General features: G+C 76.1%; 17 protein-coding genes. 9 read left to right on the top strand and 8 right to left on the bottom strand.

Features of this window, described 5'->3' with window-relative positions; translation table 11 throughout:
• Positions 1-44: 44 nt before the first annotated feature.
• The 4 genes from ACIP60_RS01340 to ACIP60_RS01325 all read right to left on the bottom strand — a co-directional run bounded on the left by ACIP60_RS01340 (position 45) and on the right by ACIP60_RS01325 (position 5,742).
• Positions 45-1,412: a lanthionine synthetase C family protein gene (locus ACIP60_RS01340; protein ID WP_400678856.1), complete on the bottom strand. Its 1,368-nt coding sequence runs from the start codon at positions 1,410-1,412 to the stop codon at positions 45-47.
• A gap of 52 nt (positions 1,413-1,464) precedes the next feature.
• On the bottom strand, positions 1,465-4,566 hold the full coding sequence (locus tag ACIP60_RS01335) for a lantibiotic dehydratase (RefSeq protein WP_400678855.1): 3,102 nt from the start codon (positions 4,564-4,566) through the stop codon (positions 1,465-1,467).
• Between the two features lie 137 nt (positions 4,567-4,703).
• The gene (lanA, locus tag ACIP60_RS01330) at positions 4,704-4,859 is read right to left on the bottom strand and encodes an SCO0268 family class II lanthipeptide (RefSeq protein ID WP_100839673.1); all 156 of its coding nucleotides are present in this window, start codon (positions 4,857-4,859) and stop codon (positions 4,704-4,706) included.
• Positions 4,860-5,301: 442 nt separating this feature from the next.
• Entirely contained in the window at positions 5,302-5,742 is a 441-nt protein-coding gene (locus tag ACIP60_RS01325; RefSeq protein WP_400678854.1) for an SPW repeat protein, read from the bottom strand.
• Between the two features lie 135 nt (positions 5,743-5,877).
• On the opposite strand from ACIP60_RS01325, the gene ACIP60_RS01320 reads away from it, so the two are divergent.
• The 8 genes from ACIP60_RS01320 to ACIP60_RS01285 all read left to right on the top strand — a co-directional run bounded on the left by ACIP60_RS01320 (position 5,878) and on the right by ACIP60_RS01285 (position 14,279).
• Positions 5,878-7,227, top strand: a complete 1,350-nt coding sequence (locus ACIP60_RS01320) for a phosphoribosyltransferase family protein (RefSeq protein ID WP_400678853.1) — start codon at positions 5,878-5,880, stop codon at positions 7,225-7,227.
• Between the two features lie 133 nt (positions 7,228-7,360).
• Positions 7,361-8,572, top strand: a complete 1,212-nt coding sequence (hppD, locus tag ACIP60_RS01315; RefSeq protein ID WP_400678852.1) for a 4-hydroxyphenylpyruvate dioxygenase — start codon at positions 7,361-7,363, stop codon at positions 8,570-8,572.
• Between the two features lie 36 nt (positions 8,573-8,608).
• Positions 8,609-9,796 (top strand): homogentisate 1,2-dioxygenase, encoded by a 1,188-nt coding sequence (locus tag ACIP60_RS01310; protein ID WP_400678851.1) that lies wholly within the window; start codon positions 8,609-8,611, stop codon positions 9,794-9,796.
• The gene (locus tag ACIP60_RS01305) at positions 9,775-10,587 is read left to right on the top strand and encodes a hypothetical protein (protein WP_400678850.1); all 813 of its coding nucleotides are present in this window, start codon (positions 9,775-9,777) and stop codon (positions 10,585-10,587) included. The genes ACIP60_RS01310 and ACIP60_RS01305 overlap by 22 nt, the downstream gene beginning before the upstream one ends.
• Positions 10,584-11,801: a fumarylacetoacetase gene (fahA, locus tag ACIP60_RS01300; RefSeq protein WP_400678848.1), complete on the top strand. Its 1,218-nt coding sequence runs from the start codon at positions 10,584-10,586 to the stop codon at positions 11,799-11,801. The genes ACIP60_RS01305 and fahA overlap by 4 nt, the downstream gene beginning before the upstream one ends.
• 246 nt (positions 11,802-12,047) lie before the next feature.
• Positions 12,048-12,233 (top strand): hypothetical protein, encoded by a 186-nt coding sequence (locus ACIP60_RS01295; protein ID WP_100839678.1) that lies wholly within the window; start codon positions 12,048-12,050, stop codon positions 12,231-12,233.
• A 90-nt stretch (positions 12,234-12,323) separates the two neighbouring features.
• Positions 12,324-13,394: an enoyl-CoA hydratase/isomerase family protein gene (locus ACIP60_RS01290; RefSeq protein ID WP_400678846.1), complete on the top strand. Its 1,071-nt coding sequence runs from the start codon at positions 12,324-12,326 to the stop codon at positions 13,392-13,394.
• 108 nt (positions 13,395-13,502) lie between these two features.
• A complete protein-coding gene (locus ACIP60_RS01285; protein ID WP_400678845.1) occupies positions 13,503-14,279 on the top strand; it encodes an enoyl-CoA hydratase in 777 nt (258 codons plus the stop codon).
• A gap of 87 nt (positions 14,280-14,366) precedes the next feature.
• On the opposite strand, the gene ACIP60_RS01280 is transcribed toward ACIP60_RS01285, so the two are convergent.
• From ACIP60_RS01280 to ACIP60_RS01270, 3 genes are all read right to left on the bottom strand, one after another.
• Entirely contained in the window at positions 14,367-15,425 is a 1,059-nt protein-coding gene (locus ACIP60_RS01280) for a hypothetical protein (RefSeq protein WP_400678844.1), read from the bottom strand.
• Between the two features lie 119 nt (positions 15,426-15,544).
• Positions 15,545-16,588 (bottom strand): VanZ family protein, encoded by a 1,044-nt coding sequence (locus ACIP60_RS01275; RefSeq protein ID WP_400678843.1) that lies wholly within the window; start codon positions 16,586-16,588, stop codon positions 15,545-15,547.
• A 176-nt stretch (positions 16,589-16,764) separates the two neighbouring features.
• Positions 16,765-18,645: an NAD-binding protein gene (locus ACIP60_RS01270; protein WP_400678842.1), complete on the bottom strand. Its 1,881-nt coding sequence runs from the start codon at positions 18,643-18,645 to the stop codon at positions 16,765-16,767.
• A 176-nt stretch (positions 18,646-18,821) separates the two neighbouring features.
• On the opposite strand from ACIP60_RS01270, the gene ACIP60_RS01265 reads away from it, so the two are divergent.
• Positions 18,822-19,421: an HdeD family acid-resistance protein gene (locus ACIP60_RS01265; RefSeq protein WP_282203253.1), complete on the top strand. Its 600-nt coding sequence runs from the start codon at positions 18,822-18,824 to the stop codon at positions 19,419-19,421.
• 60 nt (positions 19,422-19,481) lie between these two features.
• Here the strand turns inward: ACIP60_RS01265 and ACIP60_RS01260 are convergent, their stop codons facing one another.
• Entirely contained in the window at positions 19,482-20,411 is a 930-nt protein-coding gene (locus ACIP60_RS01260) for an RNA polymerase sigma-70 factor (RefSeq protein ID WP_400678841.1), read from the bottom strand.
• Between the last annotated feature and the right edge of the window lie 5 nt (positions 20,412-20,416).

Below are 20,416 nucleotides of genomic sequence, written 5' to 3'. Positions count from 1 at the left end.
GGACGGGCGGCCGACCGGCGGGCGGCCGGTCGGCCTCCCGCCGGTCAGGACAGCAGCAGCGGCATGTCCCAGTCGCGCGGGGTGCCGCCGACCGCGTACGAGTCGAGGGCGAGCGCGACACCGGCCGCCCCGTCCAGGTAGCCGGAGACGTCGCTGGCGAAGGGCCGGCGGGTCATGGTGAAGCGCAGGCCGAACGGGGCGTCCGGGTCGAAGGCGTCCAGCAGCCGGGTGGCGGTCTCGTCGCGCCGCCGCTCGATCCGCTCGTCGGCGAAGTGCTCGTTCAGGCGGCCGAGTTGGTGCAGCGCACCGGCCCAGCCGTGGCACAGCGCGTGGTCGGTGACGCCCCAGTCGTCGAGCGGCAGGCGCAGCAGCCGCTCGACCGAGTCGCGGGCGGTGGCCGTCCAGTCCGGCCGGTCCAGGACGGCCCCGGCGGTCTGCAGGGCGCGCGAGACGCCGGGCGCGCCGTAGCACCAGGACGGCCAGCCGGCGGGCTCGCGGTACGCGTCGGGGCCGGCCAGGTACGCGTCGAGGCCGAGGTAGCCGGGCCAGTAGGTGCCGTGCCCGTCGCGCACCGCCCAGCGCACCAGCAGGTCGGCGGTCTCCTCCAGCGCCTCCCGGTGGCCGGGCAGCCGGACGCCGTCGCGCCAGGCCAGCGCGAGCAGCATCAGCGGGCCCGCGACGCCGTGCGAGAGGCCGAGGTTGAGGTGGCCGTCCGGCAGCAGGTGCTCGGAGCCGGCCCGGGGCGCGTCCAGCGCCCACCAGCGCGGGACGCGGGCGCCGCGGTGGCGGGTGGTGCCGCGGGCCAGCGCGATCAGGTAGCCGAGGACCTGCTCCAGCTCCGGGCCGCAGGTCTCGGCGCGGGCCAGCAGGTAGCGGCCGACGCCGGTCATGCCGCGCACCACCTCGTAGTGCCCGATGGTGGCCAGCGGGCCGGGCGGGACGGCGGGCAGCGCGGTGCGCACCAGTTGCCGCTGGTAGGCGTCGAGCCGGTGCAGCGCGGTGGTGTAGCCGCCGGTGGCGCGGTGGGCGGCCAGCACGGCGAACGCGAGCGCGCCGGGGCCCTTGAAGATCCCGCTGGGCACGGTGTCGCCGTCGGCGGCGGCCCGGGTCGCCACCGCCAGGTAGCCGTGCGCCCGGGCCGTCCGCTCGGTGCCGGGCCGGGCGCCGCCGCTGAACGCCAGGGAGAGCCCGGGGCTGCCGCTGCCGAGCGTCAGTTCGGCCCAGACGTTCTCGCCCGCGCCGCCGCCCGCCGCCCCACCGTCCGCGGCTTCGGCGGGTATCCGGGTGGCGGCCGCGGTCGCGGCGGGGTCGGCGAGCCGGTCCAGGATCAGGTCGGACAGCCGCCCGGCGGCCTCGCGCGACCGGGCGCGTTCCGCGGGCACGGCGGCGGTCATCGGTACAGCGGCGGTCATCGGGGGCTCCGGTCGTCGGTGGCGGGTCGGGGACGGGCGGTCCGACGGGTCGTCACTCCCGCCGCCCGCCGTGCGCCGCCCGGCCGGTCAGCGTCCGGGCGGCGCCGCGCAGGACGGCGTAGCCGCGGGCCTCGGCGGCCGGGTCGATGCCGAACAGGCGGTTGTGCCGCATGTGCAGCAGCGACATGACCGCCTCGTCGCGGTCGGCCTCGGGTGCGGCGAGCAGCAGTCGGCCGAAGTCGCGCGGGGCCGGGGAGTCGGTCCAGAGCGGGGCGAGGTCGGGGACGCCGAGGTGCTCGGCGGCGTGCCGGGCGGCGTCGCCGGGCCGGATCAGCCGGTCGGCCAGGGCGCGGTGGCGCTGGTAGGCGCGGTGGTGGTCGCCCTTCTCGAACAGGTGGACCGCCCAGGCGCACCAGTCCCAGTCGCCGAGCGAGTCCAGCAGCACGGCGTGGCCGACGGCGGCGAGCACCTCGTCGGGGACGGCGGCGGCTCCGGCGCGGCGGGCCCGCAGTTGGAGCAGCGCGGAGCGGCTGTCGGTCTGGAAGAGCCGTTCGGCGCTCTCCTGGGCGTCCGGGCCGAGGTAGCGGTCGGTCTCGGGCCGGTACGCGTCGAGCGCCATGGTGCGCAGCGCGCCGTTCCCGACGAGTCGGCGCACGTGCCGGGTGAGGGCGGGCAGGACGCGGCCGGCCAGCGCGGCGGGGTCGCCGTGCAGGCGCAGCCGCAGGTGGGGTTCGGGGTCGCGGTAGCGGAGGAAGAACCAGCGGTCGACGTCGTCCTCGACCTCGGCGAGCAGCGCGGGCAGGTGCTCGGCGAGCAGGGTGTCGTGGGTGCCGGGTTCGGCGTACAGCTTGGCGAACAGCCAGTCCTCGCCGGGGAGGTGGACCCGGGTGGGGGCGGTGCGGACCGCGGACCTGGCGAGCGGCGGCCGGGCGGCGGCGTCGGCGGGGGCCGGGCGGGCGGCGCGGAACAGCGGGACGACGATCTCGGTGCTGTGGCCGTGGTTCCAGCCGAGTCCGGCGCCGTCGGCGGTGAGGTCCTGGAAGAGCTGGAACCTCGGTTCGGGGGCGGTGAGTTCGGCGCGCAGCAGGTCGGCGTCCCAGCTCTCGCGCAGGTCGATCGGGAAGGTCCGGTCGTTGCTGGCGAGTTGGAGCCGGTCGGGCACCCGGTAGCGCTCGCGCCAGGCCCGCAGTCCGTCCGTCCAGGCGGCGGGTCCGGCGGTGCGGGCGGCGTCGCGCAGGCGGCGGCCGGGCAGCCAGCGGCGCGGGGTGGTGAGGACCTTGCCGTAGCGGACGGCGGGCAGGTAGGGCAGGGTGTCCAGGCCCGCCCAGTCCCAGCCGGACCAGACCCGGGGGCGGGCGGCGGCCAGGTCGGCCAGGAAGCGGGCGACGGGCGGGGCCTGCGCGTCCAGGGCGAGCATGTGCGGGAGGACCGGGACGACCGGGCGGCCGGTGTCCGGGTGCAGCAGGCGCAGGCCGTCCTCGCCGGCGGCGACCAGCAGGGTGCGCCAGTCCAGGCAGTGCGGGTCGCCGCGGTCGGCGGCGACGCCGATCGGCAGGCGGTGCGGCAGCAGCGGCGGCACCTGGACGAGGTTGAGCGAACGCGGGTCGCGCGGGGCGAGTTCGACCTGGACGGGCAGCGCCCGCCCGTCGGCGGGCCCGGCGGCGAGGGCGGCCAGGCCGTCGGTGAGGCCGGCCAGGTCGGCGAACCGGCCGGCGGTGGCCCCGGCCGTCCAGGAGCCGGTGTGCGGGCTGCCGAGCAGCAGGAACTCGCCGCGGTCGAGGGCGGCGGCGGAGTCGGCGAGGAGCTGGAAGCAGAGTTCCAGGGTGCGCGGCGGGCGGCTGCCGCCGGGGGCGTGGCCGGCGGCGTCGGCGAGGCGGTCGATGTCGGCGTCGTCGAGCACCAGGTCCCCGCCCGCCAGCACGGCCTGCTGGACGAGTTCGGCGACGGCGTTGCGGCGCGGCCGGTCGGCGTCCTGGCCGGGCCCGGAGCGGGAGTGCGCGGGCGCGGCGCCGCCGTACTCGGGCGGCAGGCCGAGGCCGCGGTGCGGGTCGGCGAGGTCGGCGAGCGGGACGGCGCTCGCGGTGCCGTAGTGCTCGACGAAGCGGTCCCGGTAGTCGCGCAGGTGGTGCAGGGTGGTCCACTCGGGGGTGATCGCCCAGATCGCGGCGGCGTAGCGGCGCGCCTCGGCGCCGACCTCCTCGGGCAGCACCAGGTCGGCGCCGGTGCGCAGGTCGACCTGGACGGGCGGGCGTTCGCCCGCGCGGCCGTCGGGGTCGAGGGCGCGGACGCGGTCCAGCAGGTGCCGCCAGGAGGCCAGGCCCGCGCCGGGGCGGTCGCGTTCGTGGGCGGTCGCGGCGGCCCGGACGGCGCGCAGTCCTTCCGCGGCCGCGGGGAGGGCGCCGTCGAGGGCGGCGTCGATCCGGTCCAGCAGGGCGTCGTCGATCCGGTGCGGGGTGAGCGAGGTGAGCAGGAAGCCGTGCTGGACGAGTCCGGCGAGCAGGCCGTCGATCCGTCCGGGGGCCACGGCGGGGAAGCGGCCGGCCAGGTCGGCCAGCAGGTCGGCGTACCCGACGGGGCGGGCGGCGGCCTCCCGGACCCGGGCGACCAGGGCGTTGTCGCGCACCGAGACCTCGCGTTCGCCGGTGTGCCGCAGCAGGCGGCCGTCGCGCAGCACGCACAGGTCGTCGAGGACCACGTCGACCCGGCGGCGGACCTCGGGCACGGCGAGCCAGTCCAGCACCCGGCGGTGCAGCCAGCCGCCGTCGAGGCGGACCCGGACCCGGCCGGGGCCGGGCGGCGGGATCTTGGCGGCGGCGCCGAACCGGGCCCGGCCGACGCCGGCGAACAGGCCGAACGGGGTGGGCCGGCCGCCCGCGCGGCGGGCGTAGCGGGTCAGGGTGCGGGCGGCGCTGACGGTGCGCTTGCGGCCCAGGGCGGCGGCGCCGCCGGGTTCGGCGAGCCGCCGGAGGCTGAGCGCGAGACTGCCGCTGGCGACCTCGACGGCCTGCCGCAGCAGCGGGTCGGCGGCCAGGCGGCGGGCGCCCGGGGCGGGGTCGGCCGGGTCGATCCGGGGCTCGGCGCCGGTCCGCGGGGTGCCGGCCGTCCGCACCAGCACCGGTTCCCGGACTTCGAACAGGTCCAGCTCTGCGCGCACGTTCGTGGGGCCCCTCGGGTTCGCGGGTGGGAAGAGCTTCGCGGGCGGGAAGGAGGGCGTCCGGGCGGGACGAGCCGCCCGGCGGGCGGGAGCGCGCGGGGCGGGCCGCAACCCGCCCCGCGCGCACAGCCGTCCGGTCAGCAGCAGACCGGGCAGCGGGTGCCGATGGCGTAGCTGCTCGGCGAGGTGTAGGTGCCCCGGCCGAACTCCTGGGTCTGCTCCGCGACGTCCGCGATGCGGAGGTCCAGGTCGAGGTCGGCGGTGTCGGACTGCACGGTGATCTCGGTGCGCATATCCCCTCCTGAGGGCTCGTGGGTCCGCCCGGAACGGTGGCCCGGGCGGTGTCCGGTCCGGACGGTGGTCCGGCCCGGCGCGAGGCACCACTGTTTCCCGGCTTCCCACGATGTGGTGAGTGTGGTCCCGGCCAACCTGCGCCCCACCCGTCACACCCCGCCCCCGGCGTCCCCGGCCTGCACTTCCGTCCCTCCCGCCGCGCCGCCCGGGGCGTCCGGTCCCGGCCGCCCGGGCGGCCGGAGGTTTCGACGGGGAAATCGGGATCACCACTGCTCCCGGCCGGGCACGAACCACCGGTGGGACGTGTGCGACGGGCCTCGACGCCAATTTCCGGTCCGAGCCGCTTTTTGACCAGAACTTGACGGAAAATTGTCCGCACGTGACGGCGGGGCCCGTGGGGGCCCCGCCGTGCCGGGGGCTTCCGGGCCCCGGTTCCGGGTCCTACCGGCGTCGGCCGGACATGCCCGCGGCGACCAGGCCGACCGCGGCCAGGGCCAGGCAGGTCATGACTCCGCCGGTGATCACGTTGGTCAGGATGGTGCGGCGGATGTGCGCTCCGCCGTTGACCGCCCAGGGGGCGACGACCGTCCAGGCGCCGATCGCCACGCACGCCCAGGCCCGGGCGTGGGTGCGGCCGAAGGCGGAGCCGTAGCCGGCCATCAGGACGGCGTAGGCGATGCCGAGCACCAGGTTGCTGACGGCCAGCCCGGTGAAGCCGGAGAAGCCGACCACCCAGGGGGAGATCGCCAGGAACAGGCCGGCGCAGACGGCGAGTGCTTCCGTCCCCTGCCCGGCGGTGGTGGATGTGACGCGCTCCGCGTGTTCACGCAGGGCCAGGATGTCCGGATGGTGTTCCATGCCCGAGGGCGCATGGGTCGACACCTGGACCACCTCCTCGTAGTCAGGACATGCGAGCCAATTGGTCGCTACCCGCCCTGGGCGGTAAATAACGCTACCCACCGGTTTGTCCTTATTTTTTCCTTACGCGCGTACCGTGGGAGGGGAAGGGGTTCCGCCATGCACTTCACCGATCGGACCGACGCCGGACGCCGGCTCGCCGCGGCCCTCGACCCGGAGCGCGTCCCCGGCCTGCGCGACGCCGTCGTGGTCGCGCTGCCGCGCGGCGGCGTGCCGGTGGCCGCCGAGGTCGCCGCCGCGCTCGGCGCTGAGCTGGACGTGTGCGTGGTGCGCAAGGTCGGGGTGCCCGGGCAGCCGGAGCTGGCGATGGGCGCGGTGGGCGAGGACGGCGCCCGGGTGGTGAACCAGGAGGTGGTGGACGCGGCGGGCGTCCGGCCGGGGGAGTTCGCGGCGGCGGAGGCCCGGGAGCGGGCCGAGCTGGCCCGGCGCGCGGCGCTCTACCGGGGCGGGCGGGCGCCGGTGCCGCTGGCGGGGCGGACGGTGCTGGTGGTGGACGACGGGGTGGCGACCGGCTCGTCCGCGCTGGCGGCCTGCCGGATCGTCCGGGCGCGCGGCGCCGCGCGGGTGGTGCTGGCGGTGCCGGTCGCCCCGCCGGACTGGGCGCGGCGGCTCGGCGACGCGGCCGACGGCTACCTGGCCGTGCACACCCCGGCGGGCTTCCGGGCCGTGGGCGAGTACTACCGGGACTTCCGGCAGACCACCGACGCCGAGGTGCTGGCCGCGCTCGCCCCGGCCCACGCGTCCGCGCCCGTCGCGTACGCGCTGCGGCTCGGCACCGGCCCGGCCGTCCTCGCGGTGCCCGAACGCCCGCGCGGCGTCGTGCTGTTCGCGCACGGCAGCGGCTCGGGCCGGGACAGCCCGCGCAACCGCGCGGTCGCCGCCCGGCTGCACCGGGAGCGGCTGGCGACCGTGCTGTTCGACCTGCTGGCGCCCGGCGAGGCGGACGAGCGCTGGAAGGTGTTCGACCCGGGCCTGCTGGGCGGGCGGCTGACCGGGGCGACCCGGGAGGCGCTGCGGCACCCGGCGCTGGCGGGCCTGCCGTACGGCTGGTTCGGGGCGAGCACCGGCGCGGCGGCGGCCCTGTGGGCGGCGGCCGGGCCGGACGGCGGCGGGCCGGACGGCGGGCCGTACGCGATCGTGGCGCGCGGCGGCCGGCCGGACCTGGCGGCGGCGCGGCTGCCGCTGGTGACGGTGCCGACCCTGCTGATCGTGGGCGGGGCGGACCAGGAGGTGGTGGAGTGGAACCGGCAGGCCCGTTCCGAACTGGGCGGCGAGGGCGCCCTCCAGGTCGTCCCGGGCGCCGGGCACCTGTTCGAGGAGCCGGGCGCGCTGGACGCGGTCGCCGAGCTGGCGGCCGGCTGGTTCGTCCGTCGGCTGCCCGCCGGACCGGAGCGCGGGCGGGACGGCGGGCGGGAGGGCGACCGGGGAGGCGAACCGGCCGGTGACTGAGCAATCCGTACAGCCCGCACCCCGACCGGCTGCTCACCTTGTACACATTGAGCAGCCGGATTCGGACCTGTTGCCCACCTCACCGAGCAGGAGCAAGCTCTGCGCAACCGACCTCGACGTGGAGGAATGCCCCATGACCGCCGACGCCGCTGTTGAACTGACCCCCGAGGAGCTCCAGGCCGGTCTGACGGCCGAGCAGTTGCGCACCCTGGTGGGCCTGGTGGAGTACGACGCCTCGACCGACCCGTTCCCGGTGACCGCCCAGGACGCGGTCGTCTTCGTGGTGGGCAACGCGACCCAGACGGCGCAGTTCTACCAGGCCGTGTTCGGCATGGAGCTGGTCGCCTACTCGGGCCCGGAGACCGGCCGCCGCGACCGCAAGTCCTTCGTGCTGCGCTCGGGCTCCTGCCGCTTCGTGATCGAGGGCGGGGTGACGCCGGACAGCCCGCTGCTGGACCACCACCGCCGGCACGGCGACGGCGTGGTCGACCTGGCCATGGAGGTCCCGGACGTGGACAAGTGCATCGCGCACGCCCGCGCCCAGGGCGCCACCGTCCTGGAGGAGCCGAACGACGTCTCGGACGAGCACGGCACGGTGCGCCGGGGCGCGATCGCCGCGTACGGCGAGACCCGGCACACCCTGGTCGACCGCTCCCGCTACACCGGCCCGTACCTGCCGGGCTACGTGGCGCGCGCGTCGACGGTGGTCCGGCCCGAGGGCGCGCCGAAGCGGCTGTTCCAGGCGCTGGACCACGCGGTGGGCAACGTCGAGCTGGGCCGGATGGACGAGTGGGTGTCGTTCTACAACCGGGTGATGGGCTTCGTGAACATGGCGGAGTTCGTCGGCGACGACATCGCCACCGAGTACTCGGCGCTGATGTCGAAGGTGGTGGCGAGCGGCAACCACCGGGTGAAGTTCCCGCTGAACGAGCCGGCCGTCGCGAAGAAGAAGTCGCAGATCGACGAGTACCTGGAGTTCTACACCGGCCCCGGCTGCCAGCACATGGCGCTGGCCACCAACGACATCCTGACCACGGTGGACGTGCTGCGCGCGCGCGGCGTGGAGTTCCTGACCACCCCGGACTCGTACTACCAGGACCCGGAGCTGCGCGAGCGGATCGGCCACGTCCGCGTCCCGATCGAGGAGCTGCAGTCGCGCGGCATCCTGGTGGACCGCGACGAGGACGGCTACCTGCTGCAGATCTTCACCAAGCCGATCGGCGACCGGCCGACCGTCTTCTACGAGTTCATCGAGCGGCACGGTTCGCTGGGCTTCGGCAAGGGCAACTTCAAGGCGCTCTTCGAGGCCATCGAGCGCGAGCAGGACCGGCGCGGCAACCTCTGACGGGCAGACACCCAGGCGACAGGGAGAAGCGGGACGATGGCGTACTACCGGCAGCTGGGCTCGGTGCCGCCCAAGCGGCACACCCAGCACCGCACCCCCGAGGGGGGCCTGTACTACGAGGAGCTGATGGGCGAGGAGGGCTTCTCCTCGGACTCCTCGCTGCTGTACCACCGGTCCATCCCCTCGGCGGTGACGGCCGCCTCGGTGTGGGAGCTGCCGGACCAGTCGACCACCGCCAACCTCCCGCTGCTCCCCCGCCACCTGAAACTGCACGAGCTGTTCCCGGGCGAGGAGTGGAAGTCGGCGGACGCCGTCACCGGCCGCCGGCTCGTCCTCGGCAACGCGGACGTGCGGATCTCCTACGTCGCGGCGGGCGCCCCCAGCGAGCTGTACCGCAACGGGCTGGGCGACGAGTGCGTGTACCTGGAGTCCGGGACGGCCGTGCTGGAGACGGTGTTCGGCGCGCTGGAGGTGGGGCCGGGCGACTACGTGCTGATCCCCCGGGCCACCACCCACCGCTGGGTGCCGACCGGGGACGGGCCGCTGCGCGCGTACTGCATCGAGGCCAACAGCCACATCGCCCCGGCCCGCCGCTACCTGTCGAAGTTCGGCCAGCTGCTGGAGCACGCGCCGTTCTGCGAACGGGACCTGCGCGGCCCCGCGGGCCCGCTGCTGGTCGAGGGCGGCGAGGTGGACGTGCTGGTCAAGCACCGCGGGCCGGGCGGCGTGGTCGGGACGCGCTACACGGTGCCGCACCACCCGTTCGACGTGGTGGGCTGGGACGGCTGCCTGTACCCGTACGCGTTCAACGTCGCGGACTACGAGCCGATCACCGGGCGGGTGCACCAGCCGCCGCCGGCCCACCAGGTCTTCGAGGGCACCAACTTCGTGATCTGCAACTTCGTGCCGCGCAAGGTGGACTACCACCCGCTGTCGATCCCGGTGCCGTACTACCACGCGAACGTGGACAGCGACGAGGTGATGTTCTACTGCGGCGGCGACTACGAGGCCCGCAAGGGCTCCGGCATCGGACAGGGGTCGATCTCGCTGCACCCCGGCGGCCACACCCACGGCCCGCAGCCGGGCGCGTACGAGCGCTCGATCGGCGTGGAGTTCTTCGACGAGCTGGCGGTGATGGTGGACACCTTCCGCCCGCTGGAGCTCGGCGAGGCCGCCACCGCCAGCGAGGACCCGGACTACGCGTGGACCTGGGCGAGGCGATGAACGTACCCGAGCTGTACCGCGGGCTGTTCGACGACGCGGCGGTCTTCCCGCCCGGCGACCTGCCGCTGGCCGAGGCCGTCCCGGCGCACCGGGCGCACCGCGCCGCCCGGTACGCCGACGCGGTCGGCCCGCTGCTCGCGCCGGTCGACCGGCTGGCCGAACTGCGCTCGCTGGAGCCGGAGTTCGCCGTCGGCCTGGTGGTCGGACCGGGCCGGCTGGCGGAGGCGCTGAAGGCCGCCGACGGCCTGCCGGTCACCGCCGTCGAGTACGCGGCGGGCCCGGACGTCCGGGCCGCGGTGGCCGAGTTGGACGCGCTGCTGCCCGACGGCGTCGGGGCGGCCGTCGAACTGCCCCGCTCGGCGCGGATCGAGGACGGCCTGGACGCCCTGGCCGGCACCCGCTACCGCGCCAAGTACCGCACCGGCGGCCTGGCGCACGCGGCCTTCCCGTCGGTGGCCGAGCTGGCCGGCTTCCTGCGGGGCTGCGCGGAGCGCGCGCTGCCGTACAAGTGCACGGCGGGGCTGCACCACGCGGTGCGGTACACCGACGCGGGCACCGGCCACGAGCACCACGGCTTCCTCAACCTGCTCCTGGCGGCCGGGAGTTCGAGCCGGGAGCAGGCCGTCGCCCTGCTCGCCGAACGGGACGGGGCCCGACTGGCCACCGCCGTCGAGTCACTGACGGGGCGTCAGGTGTCCGGCATCCGCGCCTCGTTCACCTCGTTCGGCACCTGTAGCATCGCCGAGCCGCTGGAAGACCTCGCCCGACTCGGCCTCCTGGAGACCCCTTGACCACCGCCGCCTGGCTCGACCTGCCCGCCGACTCCCCGTTCGGCGTCCACAACCTCCCCTACGGCGTGTTCACCGCCGCCGACCGGCCCGGCCGGCGGCGGATCGGCGTGCGGATCGGGGAGCTGGTGCTGGACGCCGGGGCGGCCGCCCGGGCGGTCGGCCCGTCCTCGGCGCTGCTGGAGGCGGAGAACCTCAACCCGCTGATGGCGTCCGGCCGTCCGACCTGGCGGGCGGTGCGCGCCGCGCTCACCTCCTGGCTGACCGACCCGGCCCACCGGGCGGCCGTCGAGCCCTGCCTGCTGCCGCTGGCGGAGGTCGAGCTGCACCTGCCGTTCGAGGTCGCCGACTACGTCGACTTCTACGCCTCCGAGCACCACGCCACCAACCTGGGCAAGCTCTTCCGGCCCGGCCAGGAGCCGCTCACCCCGAACTGGAAGCACCTGCCGATCGGCTACCACGGCCGGGCCGGCACCGTGGTGGTCTCCGGCACCCCGGTGGTCCGCCCGCACGGCCAGCGCAAGGCCCCCGCCGACGCCGCGCCGAGCTTCGGCCCGTCCCGCCGCCTGGACATCGAGGCCGAGGTCGCGTTCGTGGTCGGCACGCCCAGCTCGATGGGCCACCCGGTGGCGCTGGCGGACTTCGCCGAGCACGTCTTCGGCGTCTGCCTGCTCAACGACTGGTCGGCGCGCGACATCCAGGCCTGGGAGTACGTCCCGCTCGGCCCGTTCCTCGGCAAGTCCTTCGCCACCTCGCTCTCCCCCTGGGTGGTGCCGCTGGACGCGCTGGAGCACGCCCGGGTGCAGCCGCCGGCCCGCGACGTGGCGCCGCTGCCCTACCTGGACGACCGCGGGGCCGAGCCCTGGGGCCTGGACCTGGCGCTGGAGGTCTCGCTGAACGGGCACCCCGTCTCCCGGCCCCCGTTCGCCACCATGTACTGGACCGCCGCCCAGCAGCTCGCCCACCTGACCGCCAACGGGGCCAGCCTGCGCACCGGCGACCTGTACGCCTCCGGCACGGTCTCCGGCCCCGAGCCGGACACCCGGGGCGCGCTGATCGAGCTGACCTGGAACGGCGAGCAGCCGCTCAAGCTCCCCGACGGCACCGGCCGGACCTTCCTGGAGGACGGCGACGAGGTGTCCGTCACCGCGACCGCCCCCGGGCCGGGGGGCCTGCGGGTCGGGTTCGGCGAGGTCACCGGGACGGTCATCGGCTGATCCGCCGGGAGGACGATCGGCCGACCTGACAGCGGACCGATCCCTCCGGCGTGCTGCGGACCCGTCAACGGCGCGTCCGCAGCACGCCGCCGAACGGGTGAGATTCCGGGGCCGCACACCACTCCACCGCTAGAAGTTGACCCGACATTCCAGCGACCTCCCCCCGAGCCGGGCCTCCCACGCCCGGCGCCGAAGGGGCAGGCCGCGACCGTTCGCGGACAACTCTCTTCCCCGGAGGAACCCCCGATGATGAAGCTGCGCACCCTGGTCTGCGGAGCCGCGCTCGCCGCCGCCAACCTGCTGCTGCCCGTCCCCCAGGCCCAGGCCCTCCCGCTGGCCCCGCACCCCGTGGCGCTCTGCGCCTTCTCCCCGCGCCCGCTCGCCCCCGCCGCCGCCCCGGTCCTGCTCGCCACCCCGCTGCACCCCTGCTGAGGGCCCCCTGACGGGGCTGCCGACCGCCGCTCCCGGACGCCCGGTACGGTGCGACGGAGGATCTTCGTACTTTCCGGACGGACGGGAGCGGTGACGGTGCACACCCAGGACCCCCAGGACACCCAGCGGGACGTGCTGGTCGAGCGGACCGGCCCGCTCGGCCGGATCACCCTCAACCGGCCGCGCGCCCTCAACTCCCTCACCCACGCCATGCTGGAGACCGTCCGGGCCGCCCTGGACGCCTGGGCCGCCGACGAGGCCGTGACGGCCGTGCTGCTCACCGGCGCGGGCGAGCGCGGCCTGTGCGCGGGCGCCGACATCCGGGCGATCCACGACGACGCCAAGCGCGGCGGCGCCGGCGGCCGGGCCTTCTTCCGGGTCGAGTACCCGCTCAACGAGCTGATCTCCCGCTACCCCAAGCCGTACGTCGCGCTGATGGACGGCATCACCATGGGCGGCGGCGTCGGCCTGTCCGGGCACGCGGGCGTCCGGGTGGTCACCGAGCGCTCGGCCGTCGCCATGCCGGAGACCCGGATCGGCCTGGTCCCGGACGTCGGCGGCAGCCGCCTGCTGGCCCTGGCCCCCGGCGAGCTCGGCACCCACGTCGCGCTCACCGCCGCCACCATGACCGCCGGCGACGCCCTGCACTGCGGCTTCGCCGACCACTTCGTGCCCTCCGCCGCGCTGCCCGCCCTCACCGACCGGCTCGCCGCCGGGGACGACCCCGCCAAGGCCGTCGCCGAACTCGCCGCGCCCGCCCCGCACTCGGCGCTCGCCGAGCAGCACGGCTGGATCGACCACTGCTACGCCGCCGACAGCGTCGAGGAGGTCCTGGACCGGCTGCGCGCCACCGGCCTGCCCGCCGCCCTGGACGCCGTCGAGCAGCTGCGCGCCAAGTCCCCGACCATGCTCAAGGTGACCCTGGCCGCGCTGCGCCGGGCCCGCGCGCTGCCCTCGCTGGCCGCCACCCTGGACCAGGAGTACCGGATCTCCTGCGCCGCGCTGGCCCACCACGACCTGGTCGAGGGCATCCGCGCCCAGGTCGTCGACAAGGACCGCGACCCGCGCTGGTCCCCCGCCACCCTGGCCGGGGTCTCCGCCGCCGACGTCGCCCGCTTCTTCGAGCCGCCCGCCGACGGCGACCTGGGCCTGGCCCGGTGACGCCGGGGTGACCATCGTCTCGCCTGTCGAGACTGGCATCCGGTCCGGCGTTCGGAGATCGTATCCAGCGGCAGAGTTCCCGCTCAGCGTGGAGAGGAAGAACCGGCGATGACCGAGTACGAGACGATCCTGGTGGACCGCGAGGGCCGGGTCGGCATCATCACCCTCAACCGGCCCAAGGCGCTCAACGCGCTCAGCACCGAGCTGATGAACGAGGTGGTGGCGGCGGCCCGGTCCTTCGACCGCGACCCGGAGATCGGCGCGCTGGTGATCACCGGCTCCGCCAAGGCGTTCGCCGCGGGCGCCGACATCAAGGAGATGCAGGACAACCGCTTCCCCGAGGTCTACCTCGACGACTGGCTCGGCCCCTGGGACGAGCTGGGCCGGCTGCGCAAGCCGGTGGTCGCCGCGGTCGCGGGCTACGCGCTGGGCGGCGGCTGCGAGTTGGCGATGCTCTGCGACGTGCTGATCGCCGCCGACACCGCGAAGTTCGGCCAGCCCGAGATCACCCTCGGCGTCATCCCCGGCATCGGCGGCTCGCAGCGGCTGACCCGGGCCGTCGGCAAGGCCAAGGCCATGGACCTGTGCCTGACCGGCCGGATGATGGGCGCCGAGGAGGCCGAACGGGCCGGCCTGGTCTCCCGGATCGTCCCCGCCGAGCAGCTGCTCACCGAGGCGGTCGCCGTCGCCGGGACCATCGCCGCGATGTCGCTGCCCGCCGCCGTGATGATGAAGGAGTCCGTCAACCGCGCCTTCGAGACCACCCTCGCCGAGGGCGTCCGCTTCGAACGGCGGCTGTTCCACGCCGCCTTCGCGACCGCGGACCAGAAGGAGGGCATGGCGGCCTTCGCCGAGAAGCGCCCGGCCTCCTTCACCCACCGGTAGGCGGGGCCGGTCGGCGGGGCCGGTCGGCGGGGCCGGTCGGTCCGCCCCGCCGGTCAGTCCGCCCAGCCGGTCGGTCCGCCCCGCCGGTCAGTCCGCCCAACCGGTGAGCGCCGCCGCGACCGCCTTCAGCGTCGGCTTGTGGGCCGACGCCCCCGCCAGCCGCTCCAGTTCGGCCCGGGCGTCCGGGCCGCCGAGGGCGGTCAGGGCGCGGACGGCGGCCGCGGCGGTCAGCGGCGAGCGCGGGCCCAGGCCGCGGACCGGGATCAGCGCGGCCTCCGCCAGGACGCCCAGGGCCCGGGCGCCGTCGGGGTGCGGCGGGGTGAGCGCCAGCAGGGCGGACAGCCCTTGCAGGGCGCGCCAGTTGAACGGGTCGGGGTCGTGCAGGGCCGGGCCGGAGCGGTACGGGGAGGGCAGGCCGTCCCGGCGCGGCTGCCCGGTCAGCGCGAACCACCCGGCGACGGCCTCGCGCAGCGGCCCCGGCCCGACCGCGTCCACCAGCGGCCGCCCGGCCCGCAGCCACCGCGCGGCGGGCTTGGCCCCGGTGGCGGTCAGCGCGTGGGCCAGCAGTTCCCGCCAGGCGGGCCCGGCACCGGCCAGGTCGGCGAGCGCCCGATCGGCCCACGGCTCACCGGGGTTGAGCGGCGGCTCGGTGAACCGGGCGGCGAGGGACGGGAGTCCGGCCGGGTCGGCGGCCAGCACGGCCGAGCGCCGGACGGTCGCCACCACCGCGGCGGGCAGCTCCCGCCCGGCGGCCAGGTCGGCCTCCACCAGGGCGGTCAGCCGCCAGCCCTCCCACAGCGCCAGCCGCCCGGCCGCCTCGGCCAGCAGCGGCTCCCGCCAGGGCGCCAGCTCCCGGTCCGAGAGCCCGTCCGCCAGCAGCACGTGGAGCGCGGCCAGGCCGCGGCGCTCCGGCGGGGCGTGCACCGCCGCCTGCTCCAGCCCCTCGCCCAGGCGCACCAGCAGCGACACCCGCCGCTCGACCGGCAGCGCCCGGAGCCGCCGGACCAGGCCGCCGCCGTCCAGCGTCCACTCGCCGCGGTGCTCGGCGTTGCGCCGGTATAGGTCGCGGGCCAGCGCCTCCAGGCCGTCGGGGTCCGCGGACTGTCGGTCGGTGGCCGGTCCTCCGCCGGCCAGGTGCTGCGGCACGGGCGCGCTCCCCACTGCGTCGGGTGGTCCGGCGGGTCGCCTGTCGGGTCGCCCGCCGGCACGGTCACGGGCACCCTACGCGGCGCCACCGACGGCCCGGCCGGGCCTCCCGCCCCCCCTCAGCGCCGGATGCCGAACCGGACCGGTCGGCCGTCCGGGGCGACGTCCAGGGAGAACGCGTCCGGGCCGGTGCCGTAGGTGAAGCGGTGGCTGCCGTCCTGCCCGCCGCCGGGGGTGACGACGGGCTCGGTGCCCGGGGCGAGGTCGGGCAGCCAGCGGACGGCGAAGGCGTCGGCCGCCGGGCGGACGCCCCGCGCGGACGCGGCGGCCTGCTCGGCGGGGACGGCGGGCGGTGCGGCGCCCGGGTCGGCGGGGAAGGTGATGAGGTCGCGCAGCCGCCCGGAGGGCCAGTCCACCGTGAAGAAGCCCCGGTCGACGGTGGCGGTCAGCCGGTCCGCCCCGGCGTCCAGGAGGCGCTGGGTGCGGATCAGCCGGGCGTCCGGGCCGAACAGCAGCGCGGTGTCCTGCCGGGCCAGCCGCTCCTGCTCCGCGCTCACCTCGACCGCGCCGGTGGCGGCCGTCGGCGTCAGCACGAAGGACTGGAGCAGCAGCACCGGCACGCCCGCCGCGGCCACCAGCAGGCCGGTGAGCCGCCACTCCCGCCGGTCCGGGGCGATCCGGCGGCGCCGGACCAGCCGCACCGCGCAGCCGAGCAGCACGCCGAGCAGGCCGCCGGTGGCGTTGACGGTGAAGTCGGCGCTGTCGCAGGCCCGTCCGATCGCGGGCAGCAGCCCCTGGACGGTCTCGGTGGTGGCGCTCAGCGCGAGCACCCCGCAGGCGGCGGCCAGCGGCCGGCCCAGGGCCAGGACCGCGGACAGGCCGATCGGCAGGTACATCAGGAGGTTGAGCCGCCCCTGCTCGGTGCGGAACGCCAGCCCGGGGTCGCCGCTCCAGGCGCAGGACGGGTCCGGGGCGCCCCCGCTGAAGGTCGGGTAGAGCGTGACGGCCACCTCCCCGGCCAGGGCGACCGCGAGCAGCAGGACGGCCCGGCGCGGCAGGCCGTGCCGCCGGGCGAGCCGGTGCCCGGCGGCGGCGAGCAGCAGGGCGAGGACCAGGAAGGCCGGGATCATCCCGGGGTTGCCGTGCAGGGCGGCGCGGATCATTAGTGCTCCGTCGGGGAGGTCCGGTGCGCGCGACCGGACCGGCACGGCTCCCCCCGCCCGCCCTGACGCTGCGTCACCGATACGTGGGAGGAGGGGGATTGCGGTGCCGGTGTCCCCTCATCGACGCCGCCGCGGCCCCCGTCCCGCCATCGGACGAACCGTCACTGTACACACCGTCACTGGATGACGCGCGCGAGTCCGGCCCGGGTGGCGGCGATCACCACGCGGTCGCCGGGGGCGAGCCGCCGGGAGCGGTCGGCGAAGTTCCACTGGTAGTCGTGGGGGCGCCGGTGCAGCCGGACGGCGAGCACCCGGACGCCGCCGGGGCCCTCCAGGTCGCCGGTGTTGCGGCCGTCGAGCGCGGAGCCCTCCTCGACCGCGAGTTCGGCGATCAGCAGGACGTGGCGGAAGACCGAGAGGGTGCCGAGCACCTCGCGTCCCATCAGGGCGGCGGCGAAGGCGGGCGCGGCCAGGTAGGAGACCGAGCGGGAGGCGACGTTGCCCAGGGTGGCGTACACGTGGTGGGCGAAGTCGTCGTCGAACAGCCGCACCACGATCCGGACTTCGGGCCGCACCGCGCGGGCCTCCAGGGCGGCTTCCAGGTTGGCGGCGTCGTCGGAGGTGACGGCGACCACGGCGCGGGCGTGCTTGACCCGGGCCTGCTTGAGCTGGGCTTCCAGCGGACCCTCGCCGATCAGCACCGGGATGCCCAGGGCGCGGGCGGCGGCGATGCCGCGGGCCTGCGGGTCGCGCTCCAGGCAGACCACGGGCAGGCCGGTGCCGTGCACCAGGGTGGCGACCCGGGTGCCGACGTTGCCGAGGCCGACCACGATGACGTGGTCGCGGGTGCGGGCCCCGGGCGGGCGGGGCAGGCCGCGGCGCCCGCTGGCCAGCGCCTCGACCACGATGGCGGTGGCGACCGGGACGAAGGTGATGCCGCAGAAGGTGATCAGCACCTGGGCGGCCCGGGCCCAGGAGTCGCCGAGCACCTGCTCGCCCGGGACGTCGGGCTGGACGGCGCCGGCCGCGTCGAGCAGCGTGAAGTACACCGTCCAGCCGAGGCCGCCGGGGTGGGTGGTGTGGGTGGCCAGCACCAGGCCGCCGACCACGATCGCCGCGAACGCGGTGATCAGGATCATCCGCAGCCGGGTGTTGGTGAAGTACTTGAGGCTGTCGAGCAGCCACCACTTGAGCCGCTTGCGCAGCGGCGGGCGCAGCGGCGGTTCGGTGTCCAGGCGCTGCAGGGCGGCCAGGCCGCCGGGTTCCCGGGCGGGCGCCGGGTCGGGGCGGCCGACCGGGCCCAGCACCTCGCCGCCGCCCAGGAGTTCGGCGATCCGGATGAAGTCGGCGGCCCGGCCCCCGGTCTCGGGCAGCAGCCGGAGCCGGCCGAGGTCCTGGCGGTCGATCCGGTCGGCGACCAGGCAGATCTGGTCGGACCGGATGTCGGCGTCGTAGGCGACGTACAGCTGCCGCCCGCCGACCTCGACGGTGTGCGGGTGGCCGAGGGCCCCGTTGGCGAAGGCGGGCGCGGCGGTGGCGGAGCCGGAGAGCGCGGCGCAGTTGGGCAGCAGCTTCTCCAGGTGCTCGCCCAGGCGCTGGTTGAAGATCCGCAGCACGATCCGGACGCCGGGGTTGCGGTTCTCGGCGGCCAGCGCGGCGTGGATGTTCTCCTGGTCGGTGCCGTCCATCAGCGCGACGCCGCGGGCCTGCTCGACCCGGGCCGCGGCGAGCGCCTCGCCGGTGACGGTGGAGTGCTCCAGCACGGCCGTGACGCCGGGTATCTGGGCGATCGCGGGCGCGTGCTCGCGGGACCGGTCGGGGACCACGGCGACCACCGGGACCTCGTACTGCTCGGTGAGCTCCAGGATCAGCCGGTGCGCGAGCGAGTTGCCGCCGCACACGATGTAGTGCCCGTCCGGCTCGGCCGCCGCGTCCGTTCCCGCCGCGTCCGCGTCCGTACTCGTGACCGCTTCCGTCCCCGTGACCGCGTCCGCGTCCGGCTCCGTCCCGCCCGGCTCGGCCCCGTCCTCCGGGCTCCCCCGCCCCTGGTCCGTCATACCGTCAGATGGTAGACGGCCCGTCAGGGCGGGTGGGTGAACGGACGGTAGCGGATCCGGGTGCGGACGGGGCGGCCCGTTCGTCCGTCCGGCGCATCCCGCCGCGCCCCGGGGGTGGTGGGGCGCGGAGGCTGGGGGGTGTCATGCCCGTTTCCGTCCCGCCCTTCGGAGGAGCCATGAGTGCCCCGTACCGGATCGACTCCCGCGACGACCTGCCCGGGCCGTTCCAGCAGCTGGCCCGGCTGGCCTGGCAGGCGGTGCTGGCGGGCGGGCTGATCTCGCTGGCACTGGGGGTGGTCGTGCTGGCGTGGCCGAAGCAGACGCTGTGGGTGGTCGGCGTGCTGTTCGGCCTGTACCTGCTGGTGATCGGCGTGGTGCAACTGGTCGGCGCGTTCGGCACGCACGCGTCGACGGCGCTGCGGGTGCTGGCGTTCATCAGCGGCGCGATCTGCGTGCTGCTGGGCCTGCTGTGCTTCCGTTCGGCGGCCCAGTCGGTGCTGCTGCTGGCGCTGTGGATCGGCATCGGCTGGCTGTTCCGCGGCATCACGCACCTGGCGGCGGTGGCCTCGGACCCGATGATGCCGGCCCGCGGCTGGCAGGGCTTCGTCGGCGGCCTGAGCGTGCTGGCGGGCGTCGTGCTGATGGTCTGGCCGGCCCACTCGATCACCGCGCTGGCGATCCTGGCGGCCTGCGGCCTGGTGGTGATCGGCGTCACCGAGATCGTCGCGGCGCTGCGCATCCGCAGCGGCGCCAAGCAGTACCCGCGCGAACTCTGACGCCGCGTCCGCACCCCCGGGGCCCGTCCGCCGACCGGCGGACGGGCCCCTCCGGTGCGGCTACTGCTCGCGCTCCGACCGGCGGGCCTCCCGGACCTCCCGGTCGACGGCCCAGGCGTCGGCGACCGGACCGAGGTGGCCGAGCTTGTCCGGGTTGATGACCGAGCGGACGGTCTGGATCCGTCCGTCGAGCACGTCCAGGACGAGAGTGTGCAGGATCCGGCCGTCACGGTCGCGGAACAGCGCGCCGGGCTGCCCGTTGACCTGCCGCGGTTCGCAGCCGATGCCGGTGCGGAGCATCAGCGGGTGGACGACCGCGAGCAGCCGGGCCACGTTCTCGGCCCCGGCAACGGCCCGGGCCAGCTGCGGGGCCTTGCCACCGCCGTCCCCGACCAGTTGGACGTCGGCGGCGAGCAGGTTCTGCAGACCGTCGACGTCGCCCCGGGAGAGCGCCTCGAAGAAGCGCTCCGCGAGTTCCCGCTGTTCCCGGCGGTCGGCCTCGAACCGGGGCCGGCCGTCGTCCATGTGGCGGCGGGCCCGGACGAGCAGCTGCCGGCAGGCCGCCTCCGAGCGTCCGACGGCCGCGGCGACCTCGTCGAAGCCGAACGCGAAGACCTCCCGCAGCACGAACACCGACCGCTCCAGCGGGCTGAGCCGTTCCAGGAGCAGCAGCGCCGCCATCGACACCGAGTCGGCCAGCTCGGCCGCGCGGGCCGGGTCCTGGTACGGGTCGTCGAGCAGCGGTTCGGGCAGCCAGGGCCCGACGTAGGCCTCGCGCCGGACCCGGGCCGAGCGCAGCACGTCGATGGCGATCCTGGTCACGGTGGTCGACAGGTACGCCTTGGCCGACGCGGGCCGGGTGGGCGTGGCGGCGTAGCGCAGCCAGCCCTCCTGCACCGCGTCCTCGGCCTCGGCCACGCTGCCCAGGATCCGGTAGGCGATCGAGAAGAGCAGCGGCCGCAGCTCCTCGAATTCCTCGACCTTGTTCATCTCGG

It is taken from the genome of Kitasatospora sp. NPDC088783 (assembly GCF_044750705.1).
In the GTDB taxonomy this organism is placed as follows: domain Bacteria; phylum Actinomycetota; class Actinomycetes; order Streptomycetales; family Streptomycetaceae; genus Kitasatospora; species Kitasatospora fiedleri.
Note: the sequence above shows the minus strand (reverse complement) of the source record. Positions and strands in the feature narration are given on the sequence as shown.

Excerpts from the sequence above, each read along its gene's own strand:
- ACIP60_RS01340 (WP_400678856.1), bottom strand. The coding sequence starts at position 1,412 with ATGACCGCCGCTGTACCGATGACCGCCGCCGTGCCCGCGGAACGCGCC.
- lanA (WP_100839673.1), bottom strand. The coding sequence starts at position 4,859 with ATGCGCACCGAGATCACCGTGCAGTCCGACACCGCCGACCTCGACCTG.
- ACIP60_RS01320 (WP_400678853.1), top strand. The coding sequence starts at position 5,878 with ATGCACTTCACCGATCGGACCGACGCCGGACGCCGGCTCGCCGCGGCC.
- hppD (WP_400678852.1), top strand. The coding sequence starts at position 7,361 with ATGACCGCCGACGCCGCTGTTGAACTGACCCCCGAGGAGCTCCAGGCC.
- ACIP60_RS01310 (WP_400678851.1), top strand. The coding sequence starts at position 8,609 with ATGGCGTACTACCGGCAGCTGGGCTCGGTGCCGCCCAAGCGGCACACC.
- ACIP60_RS01295 (WP_100839678.1), top strand. The coding sequence starts at position 12,048 with ATGATGAAGCTGCGCACCCTGGTCTGCGGAGCCGCGCTCGCCGCCGCC.
- ACIP60_RS01285 (WP_400678845.1), top strand. The coding sequence starts at position 13,503 with ATGACCGAGTACGAGACGATCCTGGTGGACCGCGAGGGCCGGGTCGGC.
- ACIP60_RS01275 (WP_400678843.1), bottom strand. The coding sequence starts at position 16,588 with ATGATCCGCGCCGCCCTGCACGGCAACCCCGGGATGATCCCGGCCTTC.
- ACIP60_RS01270 (WP_400678842.1), bottom strand. The coding sequence starts at position 18,645 with ATGACGGACCAGGGGCGGGGGAGCCCGGAGGACGGGGCCGAGCCGGGC.
- ACIP60_RS01265 (WP_282203253.1), top strand. The coding sequence starts at position 18,822 with ATGAGTGCCCCGTACCGGATCGACTCCCGCGACGACCTGCCCGGGCCG.
- ACIP60_RS01260 (WP_400678841.1), bottom strand. The coding sequence starts at position 20,411 with ATGAACAAGGTCGAGGAATTCGAGGAGCTGCGGCCGCTGCTCTTCTCG.